The 14,737-nt window shown below is 42.6% G+C and carries 11 protein-coding genes, 2 tRNA genes and 3 rRNA genes; 14 read left to right on the top strand and 2 right to left on the bottom strand.

Annotated elements, in window-relative coordinates:
* Positions 1-56: 56 nt before the first annotated feature.
* The gene (locus tag ACLCDV_RS22570) at positions 57-959 is read left to right on the top strand and encodes an AraC family transcriptional regulator (RefSeq protein ID WP_317669533.1); all 903 of its coding nucleotides are present in this window, start codon (positions 57-59) and stop codon (positions 957-959) included.
* A 1-nt stretch (position 960) separates the two neighbouring features.
* Here the strand turns inward: ACLCDV_RS22570 and smpB are convergent, their stop codons facing one another.
* Complete coding sequence (gene smpB / locus ACLCDV_RS22565; protein ID WP_075994200.1) at positions 961-1,416, bottom strand: SsrA-binding protein SmpB; 456 nt, start codon at positions 1,414-1,416, stop codon at positions 961-963.
* Between the two features lie 410 nt (positions 1,417-1,826).
* Here smpB and spt point away from each other — a divergent pair, with 410 nt between their 5' ends.
* The 13 genes from spt to ACLCDV_RS22500 all read left to right on the top strand — a co-directional run bounded on the left by spt (position 1,827) and on the right by ACLCDV_RS22500 (position 14,102).
* Complete coding sequence (gene spt, locus ACLCDV_RS22560) at positions 1,827-3,026, top strand: serine palmitoyltransferase (protein WP_046672730.1); 1,200 nt, start codon at positions 1,827-1,829, stop codon at positions 3,024-3,026.
* A gap of 11 nt (positions 3,027-3,037) precedes the next feature.
* On the top strand, positions 3,038-4,159 hold the full coding sequence (locus ACLCDV_RS22555) for a hypothetical protein (protein ID WP_070561222.1): 1,122 nt from the start codon (positions 3,038-3,040) through the stop codon (positions 4,157-4,159).
* Entirely contained in the window at positions 4,156-5,148 is a 993-nt protein-coding gene (locus tag ACLCDV_RS22550) for an NAD-dependent epimerase/dehydratase family protein (RefSeq protein ID WP_411972275.1), read from the top strand. The genes ACLCDV_RS22555 and ACLCDV_RS22550 overlap by 4 nt, the downstream gene beginning before the upstream one ends.
* 9 nt (positions 5,149-5,157) lie before the next feature.
* Entirely contained in the window at positions 5,158-5,850 is a 693-nt protein-coding gene (locus ACLCDV_RS22545; RefSeq protein ID WP_075994198.1) for a CDP-alcohol phosphatidyltransferase family protein, read from the top strand.
* The gene (locus ACLCDV_RS22540) at positions 5,850-6,248 is read left to right on the top strand and encodes a GtrA family protein (protein ID WP_317669538.1); all 399 of its coding nucleotides are present in this window, start codon (positions 5,850-5,852) and stop codon (positions 6,246-6,248) included. The genes ACLCDV_RS22545 and ACLCDV_RS22540 overlap by 1 nt, the downstream gene beginning before the upstream one ends.
* Positions 6,249-7,169: 921 nt before the next feature.
* Positions 7,170-7,331, top strand: coding sequence for a hypothetical protein (locus ACLCDV_RS22535; RefSeq protein ID WP_317667786.1), 162 nt, complete (start codon positions 7,170-7,172; stop codon positions 7,329-7,331).
* Positions 7,332-7,444: 113 nt separating this feature from the next.
* Positions 7,445-8,974 (top strand): 16S ribosomal RNA (locus tag ACLCDV_RS22530).
* 122 nt (positions 8,975-9,096) lie between these two features.
* Positions 9,097-9,170 (top strand) — tRNA-Ile (locus tag ACLCDV_RS22525).
* Positions 9,171-9,181: 11 nt separating this feature from the next.
* Positions 9,182-9,255 (top strand) — tRNA-Ala (locus tag ACLCDV_RS22520).
* A gap of 228 nt (positions 9,256-9,483) precedes the next feature.
* Positions 9,484-12,365: ribosomal RNA gene (locus ACLCDV_RS22515) — 23S ribosomal RNA — on the top strand.
* Between the two features lie 126 nt (positions 12,366-12,491).
* A 5S ribosomal RNA gene (gene rrf / locus ACLCDV_RS22510) occupies positions 12,492-12,603 on the top strand.
* Together the 16S, 23S and 5S rRNA genes with 2 tRNA genes alongside form the textbook arrangement of a ribosomal RNA operon.
* Positions 12,604-12,740: 137 nt before the next feature.
* Positions 12,741-13,025: a hypothetical protein gene (locus tag ACLCDV_RS22505; RefSeq protein WP_411972274.1), complete on the top strand. Its 285-nt coding sequence runs from the start codon at positions 12,741-12,743 to the stop codon at positions 13,023-13,025.
* Between the two features lie 135 nt (positions 13,026-13,160).
* Positions 13,161-14,102 (top strand): TIGR01212 family radical SAM protein, encoded by a 942-nt coding sequence (locus ACLCDV_RS22500; protein WP_411972273.1) that lies wholly within the window; start codon positions 13,161-13,163, stop codon positions 14,100-14,102.
* A 151-nt stretch (positions 14,103-14,253) separates the two neighbouring features.
* On the opposite strand, the gene ACLCDV_RS22495 is transcribed toward ACLCDV_RS22500, so the two are convergent.
* Positions 14,254-14,721 (bottom strand): nucleoside triphosphate pyrophosphohydrolase family protein, encoded by a 468-nt coding sequence (locus ACLCDV_RS22495; protein ID WP_046671593.1) that lies wholly within the window; start codon positions 14,719-14,721, stop codon positions 14,254-14,256.
* Positions 14,722-14,737: the final 16 nt, after the last annotated feature.

The following is a 14,737-nucleotide window of genomic DNA, read 5'->3' as shown; positions in this document are numbered from 1 at the left end:
CAATTTATTTTTTTGTTATATTTGATTGACTGCCAATTGTATTTATTTATTGCACTATGGGAGACAGAACGCTGATTCATACATTGCCATTTTCTCGGGCACGGGAGCTTAGCACATTGGTAGAGAACCGACGTGCATTTACGTTGGATAGTTTGGAGCTTAATATCTACGAAACCTATCGGGTGTCGCAGCATGTACCTTTATGTTTTGATGATTTGGTTATGATTAACATGATCCAAGGTAAAAAGATCATGCATTTGGAGAATGTAAAGGCTTTTGACTATCTGCCCGGTCAGATGATGGTGTTGCCTGCATCGGTGGCTATGCATATTGACTTTCCGGAAGCGACGCTCGACCAGCCCACACAATGTACTGCTTTAACGATTCATAAAGAGAAGATAGCAGCAGTCTTGGACTATCTTAATGAGTTTTATCCGAAAGAACAATTTAATCAGTGGCGGCTTGATCCGGATTTTTTTCATCTGTACAATTCGACTGAGCTCGCCGACCTGGTAAATAAGTTGTTTCAAATTATTATTAGCGAAAATCCGTTGAAAGATGTACTTGCAGATTTGACTTTTAAAGAGCTTACGATTCGGCTACTTCAGTCACAGTCGTTGATTGCATTAAAAATTGGGAAGTCGCCCAACAAGGTACTGTTACATGTGCAGGAATTTATTCAGAAACATATTACCGAGAAAATTTCAATTGGTTTATTGGAGCGGACTGCCCACATGAGCAAAGCGAGCCTTACGCGGATGTTTAACCGTGAACTTGGACTTAGCCCGATGGAGTATGTGATCCAACAGCGAATAGAGAAAGCCAAAAAAATGCTTTTACTCACCCGTAATGTAAAGGAGTCTTGCTATGGTGCTGGATTCAATGATGTCAACTACTTTGTCCGGCTATTTAAAAGCAGGGTAGGAATGACGCCAGGCGCATTTGTCCTGGCGCGTTAAGCTAGAATTTCATCACGCGATCAAGCTCACGTTTAACATCTCTTTCTTTGATGTTTTCTCGTTTGTCAAAATCCTTTTTACCCTGTGCCAAGGCAATTTCAACTTTGGCAAAACCCCGGGAACTGATAAAGATGCGTAAGGGTACAATGGTAAAACCACGTTCTTCCCCTTTCTCTTTCAGTTTTTTTAACTCTCTTTTTGTCAATAGCAGTTGACGGTCGCGTTTTGCCTCATGGTTATAGAAAGATCCCATGGAGTATTCGGCAATGTGCATGTTACGGATGTATAATCCGTCCTCAAAAAAACTACAGAAACTATCGTTAATATTTGCCTTTCCTTCGCGTATGGATTTTATTTCTGTACCCAATAATCGAATTCCTGCAATGTACTTGTCCAGTAAGTGGTATTCAAAAGAAGCTTTTTTATTTTTTATATTGATATCTGAAGATAAAGCCATATATTGTTGTATATTAGTAAGTCTATACCATTGCTATTGCAATGAACCTAAATGTAACTAATTATAGGATAATTTAAAGTTCGCAAATATAATTATTAAAATTGTCTTATTTTAAAGTAGAATTGTGTGGGCAGATGTTAGCGGAGTATTAAAATAAAATTAACGGTTTTGGGCGATGTGTTAAAAATATGACTAAATTTAAGTGAAAGTCAGATTATGTTTTCGTATGTTTGCAACGTTTTTTGGAATTATTGTGAATATATACAACGTAGAATTTCAACTTACATTGTGGATATAGCAGATTTTTAGTCGGAGACCGAGTTTTTTATATAAAAGTCCAATTCGATAATTTTGTTTGTTACAATAACATCTAAAAGTTAGAAATAGTTTTAGAAATACCTTTTTATCGCATGAGTAAAGGAAAGTTAGGCGAAAAAATATCGCAATTTAAGATTGTTGAGGAGTTGAAAGCTAAGGGCTTATATGCCTATTTTAGACCTATTCAATCAAAACAAGATACCGAAGTAAAAATCGATGGTAGACGTGTATTGATGTTTGGTTCTAACTCTTATTTAGGGTTAACGACTGATACACGTATTATAAAGGCAGCGCAAGATGCTTTGGAAAAGTATGGTACTGGATGTGCTGGATCTCGTTTCTTAAACGGTACGTTGGATATTCACGTGGAACTGGAAGAAAAATTATCTGCTTATGTAGGTAAAGAAGCCGCGATTCTTTTTAGTACAGGATTCCAATCAAATCTAGGCCCTTTGTCATGTCTAATGGGACGTAATGATTATATTTTGTTAGATGAACGTGACCACGCGTCAATTATTGATGGTAGCCGTTTGTCTTTTTCCAAAGTAATCAAATACGGTCATAACAATATGGAGGACTTACGTGCTAAGTTGTCACGCCTACCTGAGGATAGTGCAAAGTTAATTTGTACGGATGGTATCTTTAGTATGGAGGGTGATATTGTTAATTTGCCTGAGCTTACATCGATTGCCAATGAGTTTGATGCTGCCGTAATGGTCGACGACGCACACAGTTTAGGTGTTATTGGGCACAAAGGAGCTGGTACAGCTTCTCATTTTGGGCTTAATGATGATGTAGACTTGATTATGGGTACATTTAGTAAATCGTTAGCTTCTTTAGGTGGATTTGTGGCTGGTGATGCAGATGTGATTGATTTCTTAAAACATAATGCGCGCTCTGTGATGTTCAGTGCTTCAATGACTCCAGCTTCGGTGGCTTCAACATTGAAAGCTTTGGAAATTATTCAAAATGAGCCAGAGCATATTGAAAAATTATGGAAAAATACAGATTATGCCAAAGCACAATTACTGGATCATGGGTTTGATTTAGGTGCTACGGAAAGTCCTATTTTACCAATCTTTATTCGTAGCAATGAAAAAACGTTCTGGGTAACTAAAATGCTCCAAGATGATGGTGTGTTCGTTAATCCAGTTGTTTCTCCGGCAGTTCCTGCGGAAGAGTCTTTGATCCGTTTTTCATTGATGGCGACACATACTTATGACCAAATCGACGAGGCTATTGAGAAGATGGTTAAAGTATTCAAACAAGCTGAAGTTGAAACATTAATATAAAATCTAATCGTATGATTCAGATTATACCCGTTGAAACAAAGAAACAAAGACGGCTGTTTATAGATTTCCCTCATAGTCTCTATGAGGGAAATCCTAATTATGTACCTGCCTTATTTCTTGAACAAAACGATTTGCTTTCCCCCGACAAGCATCCCTTTTATAAACATTCCCAAGCACAACCTTTTCTAGCTTATCGTAACGATAAGATTGTTGGTCGTATATGTGCCATCTGGAACAACAACCATAATGCCTTTAATCATGTGAATGAAGGACAGTGGGGTTTTTTCGATTGTATAGATGATCAAGAAGTCGCAAACGCGTTGTTTGAGACCGCAGAGAAATGGGTTAAAGCTAAAGGGGGGGATACGATCGTTGGGCCGATCAATTTATCGACCAATGATACCGTTGGTTTATTGGTTGACGGTTTTGATAAGCCTCCAGTGGCCATGATGCCCTACAATTCGCCTTATTACATCGACTTGATTACCAATTCAGGCTACGGACATAAAGTGGATTTGAGAGCTTATTTGGTTATGGAAAAGTCTGCGGATAAGCGTTCTGTTTTGCTTTTGGATAGGCTGGAAGAACGTTTGAAAAGATCTGGCATTACATTGCGTCAATTCAATGTGAAGGATTTTAAAAACGAGGCAGCAAAAGTTCGTGACATTTATAATAGGGCATGGGATAAAAATTCGGGTTTTGTTCCGATGACAGAGGACGAATTTAATTATACGGCCAAAGATTTAAAAATGATTCTCGATCCACGTTTTGCTATCGTTGCAGAGAAAGACGGTGAGCTTGTTGGCTTTGGTTTAGGGATACCAGATATCAATCAGATCCTTATCAAAGTGAAGCGCGGACGTCTACTTCCTACGGGTATTTTTAAATTGTTATTTGGAAAGAAAAAAATCAACTTACTTCGTGTACTTATGTTAGGGGTATTGGAAGACTACCGTAAGCTTGGTATTGAAGCATGTTTGTACGGCCGAATTATAAAAGAATCAAAAGATTCTAATATTAAGGGGGCCGAATGTTCATGGATGTTGGAGCATAATTACATGATGAACCACGCTATTGAACAGATGAATGGAGAATTGTACAAACGTTATCGTTTGTATCAAAAATCATTATGATAGAAAAAGTATTAATCACCGGAGCGAGTGGTTTTGTAGGCTATCATTTGACAAGAGCAGCGAAAGAGGCGGGGATGGAAGTTCATGCCGCGGTGAGGAAGTCAAGTGATGTTTCAGAAATTCGCTCCGTTGTAGATAAATTTGTTTATCCGGATTTCTCTGATGAAGAGTCTATCAGAGAATTACTGGAAGCGGAAAACTATACCTATGTTGTTCATGCTGCGGCAATGACTCGTGCCAAACATGAAGAAGATCTCGAAAAGGTCAATGTTGGTTATACAAAAAGCTTGGCATCAGCTTGTTTTTCTTTAAAAACTCCCATCAAAAGATTTGTTTTCGTTAGTAGTCTTGCGGCGATCGGTCCTGTTAACTACGATGCTAACCTTATCGATGAAAGTAACCCTTATCGTCCTGTTACGGCATATGGTCGTAGTAAGCGGCAAGCGGAGCTCGCGTTGAATGATTTTAAAGATCAGCCACTAACGATTTTGCGCCCTACTGCGGTATACGGCCCTCGTGAAAAGGATATTTTTATTGTTTTTAAAACAATGAATGGAGGCCTGGATGCCTATGTTGGTCGCTCTCCTCAAAAGCTTAGCTTTATTTATGTTGCCGACTTGGTACAGGCGATTCTTCATGCCTGTCGTTTTGACCAAGGTGGAAAGCAGGTGTATAACCTCAGTGATGGGCAGGTATATGGGCGTTATGAGTTGGCTAGGTTTTTCAGAGAGTTTAGCCAAAAGAAAATGATTCGTATGCATATTCCTTTGGGTGTCGTGAAGACTATCGCGGTTATTTTTGAACGTTTGTATAAAAATTCTAAAGCAATACCTGTACTATATCCTGAACGGCTGAATGAACTTACAGCTGAAAACTGGGGCTGTGATATCTCGGCGGCTCAACGTCAGCTACAATACCAACCTAAATATGATTTGAAGAAAGGCTTAATGGAGGCATTGGCTTGGTATAAAGAAAATAAATGGCTATAATCGCAGATAATGAGTGAGTTAAAAATAAATAAAAAACTTTTTCAGGATAGAAAGAGAACAAATATCTTAAGTGAACCCGAACAAAAACTTATTTCGTACCTCGTTCCTAGAATCCCCAATTGGATTACTTCGGATGGACTTACGGCAATTGGATTTTTAGGTTCCTTAATGATATTGGGGAGTTTTATATTGGCTGAATATGTTGATATTCGCTATTTACTTTTAGGGATCCCTGGTTTCTTTGTACAATGGTTTGGTGATTCATTAGATGGGCGTATCGCATTCTACCGCAATAAATCCCGTCGCTGGTACGGTTTCGCGCTGGATATTGTAATGGATTGGATCAGTACGGTTTTTATCGGATTGGGATATGTGCTGTATACCGTGGGTGACTTTAAGTATCTGGGATTTACATTGGTCGCATTATATGGCTGGGCAATGATCATTTCTCAGCTCAGGTATAGAATTACAGATAAGTATACGATTGACGCCGGAATTTTGGGACCGACTGAAATTCGGGTGATTATTTCATTGGTTATGCTCTTCGAAGTTTTAATGCCAGGATCTATTAATTGGTGTGTACTGGTAATCTGTATTGCACTTTTTATAATTAATACAAATGATACACGCCTACTTCTTAAATTAGGCGATGAAAAAGATAAAGAGGATAAATTGAAAAAACAGCAGGAGGAGGCTATTTAATGATGTCTTCAAAAGTTATTACTTTTTTAAAAGCTCAACTTTCCGCCTTTTTAGGCGGATTGTTTGATTTTGGAGTATACTCTGCTTGTTATAAGCTACTTCATATCAGTGCTCCTTTTTCTAATGCGATTAGTGGTAGCCTTGGTGCTGTTGTTAATTTTTTGATCAATCGATACTGGTCCTTTGGTAGTACGCAAAAGTCTGTAGGGAGTCAGCTATGGAAATTTGTGATTGTCGTCTGTGGTAGTATTACATTGAAGTCTACGGGAATTCATTTTCTGGTGGATGTATATCATGTAAACTTTTTGTTCTCGAAACTAGTCGTTGAGCTGCTCGTTTCTTTGGGCTTCAACTATACACTTCAGCGTTTTTGGGTTTTTAAAGCGGAGGAGAAATAGTAATTACCTAGTTTTGGTTTTGTAGGATGTTAGTTTGGCTCTTGTTCTACACTAAAAGGGTTCTTAGCGTCTTATCTCTGTTATATTCCTTCAAATCGCTGTGGTTTTCTGTTTCTCTGGAGCAAATTCGAGGTGAAGCGTGCTACTGTCTTATTTGTCGATTATATTTATTCGCTTTTATTTAGTTCTTCTTTAAACTAGATTTTAATTGGTATTTAGTTAGCTTTAAGTTAGGGTTAGTTTAGCTATAACCTAAGCTATACCTAAACTAACCCTAACTAAACCCTAAGTAAACCCTATACTAAAACGAAAGTTGATCAAAGTTTACAATAAGTAATTCCTGGACCAAAATGTCGGGATCTGGAACCCTGCATAAATTCTAAAAAGAATCCCGGGCAAGTATTAAGGTAGTCATGCCATCCTCTGTTTCGCTGCGGTTAAGGTTCCCGGTCACGTCCTATCTCTATTATATATATCGATGGTATTAAACGTGGCGGATCTCTGTTGTTCTCTGTTCGGCTATGTTTGCGTTTTCCAATCTCCCTTTGCTATGTCGGTGGGGCCGTAGATCCGGGAGGTGCAATTCAGCATGTTTTCGTTACCAGATCCCGCTATCTGGCCCAATCTGGCGGCCGGATCAGCCATTCCAGCCCTCCGATCACCTGTTTTACAAAAAGAATCTCGCACCGTTACAGGCAGTTAAGGGGAAAATGAAATAAATAAGAACAAAAGGCTTGGAAGTTTGTTCCTAAACTCCCTATCTTTGCACCACTCCGCAAGGGAGGGACGGTTACCACGAAAGAGGGAAACCTGAAAAAAGAAGGGTTTAAGAGAAGTCTGGCAGGATCAAAAATCCCGCTCAGTTTATTTTAAACGCGGAAATCGAAAAAAGAGAAAAGAAAAAAAAACTTCAAAAAGTTTTTGGAAGTTCAGAAAAGATTTCTACCTTTGCAGTCCCAACGGAAACGAAGGGAAAAACAAAACGATAAAGAGTGGCGCAATGCCCATCGGAATAAAGCGGATACGGAAGTTGAAGCGACAGAGTTCTTTAAGAAAACACAATCATGTAAGCGTGACGAGTAGACAAACGAAAGTCATGAACAAATTCAAGCAATTCGTTCAATTCGATCCAAGATCAGAGATATAAAAAAAGAATTCTGATTATTATAAATAGTTGGAATCAAAAACTTCATTTTACAATGGAGAGTTTGATCCTGGCTCAGGATGAACGCTAGCGGCAGGCCTAATACATGCAAGTCGGACGGGATCCATCGGAGAGCTTGCTCGAAGATGGTGAGAGTGGCGCACGGGTGCGTAACGCGTGAGCAACCTACCTCTATCAGGGGGATAGCCTCTCGAAAGAGAGATTAACACCGCATAACATCAACAGTTCGCATGTTCGGTTGATTAAATATTTATAGGATAGAGATGGGCTCGCGTGACATTAGCTAGTTGGTAGGGTAACGGCTTACCAAGGCGACGATGTCTAGGGGCTCTGAGAGGAGAATCCCCCACACTGGTACTGAGACACGGACCAGACTCCTACGGGAGGCAGCAGTAAGGAATATTGGTCAATGGGCGGAAGCCTGAACCAGCCATGCCGCGTGCAGGATGACTGCCCTATGGGTTGTAAACTGCTTTTGTCCAGGAATAAACCTCTTTACGAGTAGAGAGCTGAATGTACTGGAAGAATAAGGATCGGCTAACTCCGTGCCAGCAGCCGCGGTAATACGGAGGATCCGAGCGTTATCCGGATTTATTGGGTTTAAAGGGTGCGTAGGCGGCCTATTAAGTCAGGGGTGAAATACGGTGGCTCAACCATCGCAGTGCCTTTGATACTGATGGGCTTGAATCCATTTGAAGTGGGCGGAATAAGACAAGTAGCGGTGAAATGCATAGATATGTCTTAGAACTCCGATTGCGAAGGCAGCTCACTAAGCTGGTATTGACGCTGATGCACGAAAGCGTGGGGATCGAACAGGATTAGATACCCTGGTAGTCCACGCCCTAAACGATGATAACTCGATGTTGGCGATAGACAGCCAGCGTCCAAGCGAAAGCGTTAAGTTATCCACCTGGGGAGTACGCCCGCAAGGGTGAAACTCAAAGGAATTGACGGGGGCCCGCACAAGCGGAGGAGCATGTGGTTTAATTCGATGATACGCGAGGAACCTTACCCGGGCTTGAAAGTTAGTGAAGAGTGCAGAGACGCACTCGTCCTTCGGGACACGAAACTAGGTGCTGCATGGCTGTCGTCAGCTCGTGCCGTGAGGTGTTGGGTTAAGTCCCGCAACGAGCGCAACCCCTATGTTTAGTTGCCAGCATGTAGTGGTGGGGACTCTAAACAGACTGCCTGTGCAAACAGAGAGGAAGGTGGGGACGACGTCAAGTCATCATGGCCCTTACGTCCGGGGCTACACACGTGCTACAATGGATGGTACAGCGGGCAGCTACATAGCAATATGATGCTAATCTCTAAAAGCCATTCACAGTTCGGATTGGGGTCTGCAACTCGACCCCATGAAGTTGGATTCGCTAGTAATCGCGTATCAGCAATGACGCGGTGAATACGTTCCCGGGCCTTGTACACACCGCCCGTCAAGCCATGAAAGTTGGGGGTACCTAAAGCATGTTACCGCAAGGAGCGTGTTAGGGTAAAACCGATAATTGGGGCTAAGTCGTAACAAGGTAGCCGTACCGGAAGGTGCGGCTGGAATACCTCCTTTCTAGAGTATCGAAGATCGGTGCTCGTCACGTTACATATGATTGCAGAAGAAAAAAAACATCAGAAGAAAGTGCCCGCCCCTAAGGGAGCAGGACCGAGAGAAAGAGATGAACAAGATAAGCTAGTCCCGTAGCTCAGTTGGTTAGAGCACTACACTGATAATGTAGGGGTCAGCAGTTCAAATCTGCTCGGGACTACGAAAACGTTTGGGGAATTAGCTCAGCTGGCTAGAGCACCTGCCTTGCACGCAGGGGGTCAACGGTTCGAATCCGTTATTCTCCACATCTCCGGGGAAGTATATAGCGATATACTTCATCTATACCGGAAAAAGAGTTCTTTGACATATTGAAAGAGAAAAAAAATTACAAGAGAAGACAACAGTATAGAGACAATACGTTTATGTGTCTGATGTAAAGAGGAGACCCTCGGTGAATGCCGAACGAATCTTTACGTAGCATAGGTGTATATATATCAAAAGCAGCCGCATAGTAGCAAAAGGCTATGCCGGTGAAGAAAGTAAATAAGGGCACACGGGGGATGCCTAGGCTCTCAGAGGCGAAGAAGGACGTGATAAGCTGCGATAAGCTTTGGGGATTGGCAAATGCGACTTGATCCAGAGATTTCCGAATGGGGCAACCTGACTATTTGAAGAATAGTCGTATAAAACGCGAACGCGCTGAACTGAAACATCTAAGTAGGCGTAGGAGAAGAAAATAACAATGATTTCCCAAGTAGTGGCGAGCGAACGGGAAAGAGCCCAAACCGGTCATGTTACGGCATGACCGGGGTTGTAGGACCACGACATTGTACAGCGCTATGAACTGGAAGCAGGTGGGAAACTGCGCGACAAGGGTGAGAGCCCCGTACAGGTAAAGAATGTTGACATAGTGGTATCCTGAGTACCGCGGGACCGGAGAAATCCTGTGGGAATCCACCAGCACCATCTGGTAAGGCTAAATACTCCTGAGAGACCGATAGTGAACCAGTACCGTGAGGGAAAGGTGAAAAGAACCCCGAACAGGGGAGTGAAAAGAACCTGAAACCGTGTGCTTACAAGCGGTTGGAGCAGGCAGGTCCTGTGACAGCGTGCCTTTTGCATAATGAGCCTACGAGTTACTCTTGTCTGGCAAGGTTAAGTCCTTCAGGGACGCAGCCGAAGCGAAAGCGAGTCTTAATAGGGCGCATAGTCAGATGAGGTAGACGCGAAACCTTGTGATCTACCCTTGGGCAGGTTGAAGTTGCAGTAACATGTAATGGAGGACCGAACCGATAAACGTTGAAAAGTTTCCGGATGACCTGAGGGTAGGGGTGAAAGGCCAATCAAACTGGGAAATAGCTCGTACTCCCCGAAATGTTTTTAGGAACAGCGTCGGCGTAGAGTTTGATAGAGGTAGAGCTACCGATTGGGTGCGGGGGAGTCAAATCCTACCAAATCCAGACGAACTCCGAATGCTATCAAATATAGCCGGCAGTGAGGCTTTGGGTGCTAAGGTCCAAGGCCGAGAGGGAAAGAACCCAGACCATCAGCTAAGGTCCCCAAATTCGTTCTAAGTTGAACTAACGAGGTCCGGTTGCCCAGACAGCTAGGATGTTGGCTTGGAAGCAGCCATTCATTTAAAGAGTGCGTAACAGCTCACTAGTCGAGCGGCCGGGCGTGGATAATAAACGGGCATCAAGAACGGTACCGAAGCTATGGATTTGTACTGAAAGATGTGCATCTGGTAGGGGAGCATTCCATCGCCGGAGAAGCAGTTTGGCAATGAACTGTGGAGGTTATGGAAAAGCAAATGTAGGCATAAGTAACGATAAGGCGGGTGAGAAACCCGCCCACCGAAAGACCAAGGTTTCCTGATCAACGTTAATCGGATCAGGGTCAGTCGGGACCTAAGGCGCACCCGAAGGGGGCAAGCCGATGGACAACTGGTTAATATTCCAGTACTCTTCATAACTGCGATGTGGTGACGGAGTAGTGACACTGCCGCGAACTGACGGAATAGTTCGTTGAAAGGCGTAGGTATAGGGACGGTAGGCAAATCCGCCGACCCTGCTGAACCCCAATAGTACAGCAAAGCTCCGGTGGCGCTGATAGAGCAGGTAAACAGACTTCCAAGAAAACCCGCTAAGCTTCAGGTTATGAAGACCCGTACCGCAAACCGACACAGGTGGTCGAGGAGAGAATCCTAAGGTGCTCGAGTGAGTCATGGCTAAGGAACTCGGCAAAATGGCCCTGTAACTTCGGGAGAAGGGGCGCTGTCTCGTAAGAGCAGCCGCAGTGAAAAGGCCCAGGCGACTGTTTAACAAAAACATATGGCTTTGCAAAATCGCAAGATGAAGTATAAGGCCTGACACCTGCCCGGTGCTGGAAGGTTAAGAGGGGATGTCATCGCAAGAGAAGCATTGAATCGAAGCCCCAGTAAACGGCGGCCGTAACTATAACGGTCCTAAGGTAGCGAAATTCCTTGTCGGGTAAGTTCCGACCTGCACGAATGGTGTAACGATCTGGGCGCTGTCTCAGCCATGAGCTCGGTGAAATTGTGGTATCGGTGAAGACGCCGATTACCCGCAACGGGACGGAAAGACCCCATGCACCTTCACTATAGCTTAACATTGAGATTGGGTACAGGATGTGTAGGATAGGCGGGAGATGTTGAAGTGGCTTCGCCAGGAGTCATGGAATCAACCTTGAAATACCGCCCTTTCTGTATTCGGTTTCTAACTCCCTTATGGGGAGGACATTGTTTGGTGGGTAGTTTGACTGGGGTGGTCGCCTCCAAAAAGGTAACGGAGGCTTTCAAAGGTAAGCTCAGTACGCTTGGTAACCGTACGTGGAGTGCAATGGCATAAGCTTGCTTGACTGTGAGACCGACAAGTCGAACAGGGTCGAAAGACGGACATAGTGATCCGGTGGTTCTGTATGGAAGGGCCATCGCTCAAAGGATAAAAGGTACGCTGGGGATAACAGGCTGATCTCCCCCAAGAGCTCATATCGACGGGGAGGTTTGGCACCTCGATGTCGGCTCGTCACATCCTGGGGCTGGAGAAGGTCCCAAGGGTTGGGCTGTTCGCCCATTAAAGTGGCACGCGAGCTGGGTTCAGAACGTCGCGAGACAGTTCGGTCCCTATCTGTTGTGGGCGTTGGAAGTTTGAGTGGATCTGACCTTAGTACGAGAGGACCGGGTTGGACAGACCTCTGGTGAACCTGTTATGCCGCCAGGTGTACGGCAGGGTAGCTACGTCTGGAATAGATAAGCGCTGAAAGCATCTAAGTGCGAAACTAGCCACGAGATGAGACTTCCTTATAGGGTCGTAGAAGATGACTACGTTGATAGGCCATAGGTGTAAAGGTTGAGAGACCAAAGCCAAGTGGTACTAATAGCCCGAAGCTTTCTCAAGCAGACAGACACTGTTGTCTTCCTCTTTAATTTTTGAAACATACAGGAAACGAACCTCTTTCAATATATATGTCAGTTGGCATGAATAACATGATATGAATATCATAGATCATCCAATAAAGATTTTTAGGTGCCTATATCGGCGGTGTCTACCTCTTCCCATTCCGAACAGAGCAGTCAAGCCCGCCAGAGCCGATGGTATTGCCGTAACAGGTGGGAGAGTAGGTCGGTGCCTTTTTTTACACGGAAGCCCTTGCTGGAAACAGTCAAGGGCTTCTTTCGTTTAGATACTTTCCTTATGAAGCATCTCGCCTGTTCTAGAACTCTCGTATCTAGGTTTTTTGTATATTGCTGTACATATTACTTACTGGCCATATGAGAAATTGTTTGATCATCGTCTGTCTTTTCTTGTTTAATCTGAGATTAGGTATTTGCCAAGACAGACAGGATTACATTTTTGTTTCTTATGAAAACTATCTTCCAACCCCCAAGATAGGTATTGTTGATTTTTATAGGCAGTTAAATGAAAAATGGAAACGTGATAGGGATATGCTTAATGATGAAGCACATGTGGGATTCAAGGTCAATAAGGATAGCACTGTCAGCGTTGTTTCTAACAATTTTGATCATGTAGATATTATCTTGGGAGGATTTTCGTGACGGCTGTATCAGTTTAACATTTGATCCTGTAGATATTATCTTGGGAAGATTTTCGTAATGGCTGTATCAGTTTAACATTTGATCCTGAGAAAGTAATGGTCACATATGATTTTTATTGAGTAACTTTGCAGCGCAATGGGTACATTATTGGACAACGGAATTAAACCGTATAATCATTACGGGGCTTATTTAAAGCAAAAGTATAACGGACAGAAAGTGTTTAAAGTGATTGTGGATGGTAATTTTACTTGTCCCAATCGTGATGGTAGTAAGGGCTATGGCGGTTGTACTTACTGTAATGTGGATTCTTTTACACCGGATACTGCCCGTAAAATCCCTTCGATACGGGAGCAGGTGGAATCGGGTATTGAAAGAGCACGTAATAGCTATGGCGCCGAGAAGTTTATTATTTATTTCCAACCAAATACGAATACGTATGCGCCGACTCATCTACTGAAAATGATGTATGATGAGGCTTTAAGTATTGACCCCGAAAATACCTTAGGGCTTTCTGTTGGTACACGTCCTGATTGTTTGGATTTTGAAAAGATTGCATTGTTGGAGTCTTATACAGATCGTTACAATGTGGATTTGGAAATGGGTATGGAATCTATTTACAACGATACATTGGAGCAGATCAATAGAGGCTGTTCTCACGACGAATTTGTTCAGACCATGAATATGCTGAGAGATACTCCGTTAGAGCTTTGTGTGCATACAATCTTTGGCTTCCCATGGGAATCTGAAGAAATGATGTTGAAATATGCAGATGAAATCAACCGCTTTCCGCAGATTAAATTTGTGAAGTTGCATCACCTACATATTGTAGAGGGATCTATTATGGGGGTTAAGTTCAAACGTGAGCCTTTTGAACTTTTCTCGATGGAAGGTTATACCGAATTCTTAGCAAAGTTTATTCCTCGATTGCGTCCTGATCTGATCATTCAACGTATTTTCGGGATTGCAGATAAAGAATTGTTAATTGCTCCGAATTGGGGCTTGCCGAAATCAGGTATTCAAACATATATCGATAAGGGATTGGAAGCACGTCAGGTCGTACAGGGAAGTCTTTTTTAGTCGTCCCTAATATTTCTCCTACTCTTTTGATAGATTATTGTACGCTATCGCGTTTAATGAATATATTCCGCGCTATAAAACAGGAAAGGCTTCTCTAAAGAAGCCTTTCCTGTTTACCTACAAAAAATTGGGTACGATCACCATCTTTTATTTAGCCCTCAACAATCGTTTTTAGATCGGCTGGAGAGTAATTGATAGATTTTAAGGTTTTATTATCGGCTGTTCTGAATACCAGAAATTTGCCATCAACTTCTTTATAATAGGATTCTACACCTTTTAATTTATAGTGCTCCTGTGTAGCGATGGCTTCTGCTTCGTCTTTACATGCCTTGCTCATATTGGAGCGTTGAACTTCATCAAAAAGAGCTGAGAATTTATCTTTTAAGCCAAATTCTAATACCGCTCCAGCAAGTACATATTGAATGTCACATAGTGCGTCTGCAATTTCCACCAAATCTTTATCCTGGATGGCTTCTTCTAATTCTTTTAATTCCTCAGCGATCAACGATACTCGTAAGGCACATCTTTGTTCAGATGGAATCGTAGGGGTGTCTAGGATTGGATGTTGGAATGTTTTATGGAATTCCGCAACGGATGAAAGTGTTTTCGGATCAGTCATATTCTTTGTTTTTTTA

The organism is Sphingobacterium sp. Lzh-3 (assembly GCF_046764375.1).
Classification (GTDB): domain Bacteria; phylum Bacteroidota; class Bacteroidia; order Sphingobacteriales; family Sphingobacteriaceae; genus Sphingobacterium.
The sequence above is the reverse complement of the archived record's forward strand: the minus strand, read 5'-3'. Positions and strand labels throughout refer to the sequence as shown.

Bases quoted from the DNA above. Each gene is read 5' to 3' on its own strand.
- ACLCDV_RS22540 (WP_317669538.1), top strand. From the start codon at position 5,850: ATGATGTCTTCAAAAGTTATTACTTTTTTAAAAGCTCAACTTTCCGCC.
- ACLCDV_RS22550 (WP_411972275.1), top strand. From the start codon at position 4,156: ATGATAGAAAAAGTATTAATCACCGGAGCGAGTGGTTTTGTAGGCTAT.
- ACLCDV_RS22495 (WP_046671593.1), bottom strand. From the start codon at position 14,721: ATGACTGATCCGAAAACACTTTCATCCGTTGCGGAATTCCATAAAACA.
- ACLCDV_RS22555 (WP_070561222.1), top strand. From the start codon at position 3,038: ATGATTCAGATTATACCCGTTGAAACAAAGAAACAAAGACGGCTGTTT.
- ACLCDV_RS22545 (WP_075994198.1), top strand. From the start codon at position 5,158: ATGAGTGAGTTAAAAATAAATAAAAAACTTTTTCAGGATAGAAAGAGA.
- smpB (WP_075994200.1), bottom strand. From the start codon at position 1,416: ATGGCTTTATCTTCAGATATCAATATAAAAAATAAAAAAGCTTCTTTT.
- ACLCDV_RS22505 (WP_411972274.1), top strand. From the start codon at position 12,741: ATGAGAAATTGTTTGATCATCGTCTGTCTTTTCTTGTTTAATCTGAGA.
- ACLCDV_RS22570 (WP_317669533.1), top strand. From the start codon at position 57: ATGGGAGACAGAACGCTGATTCATACATTGCCATTTTCTCGGGCACGG.
- ACLCDV_RS22500 (WP_411972273.1), top strand. From the start codon at position 13,161: ATGGGTACATTATTGGACAACGGAATTAAACCGTATAATCATTACGGG.
- spt (WP_046672730.1), top strand. From the start codon at position 1,827: ATGAGTAAAGGAAAGTTAGGCGAAAAAATATCGCAATTTAAGATTGTT.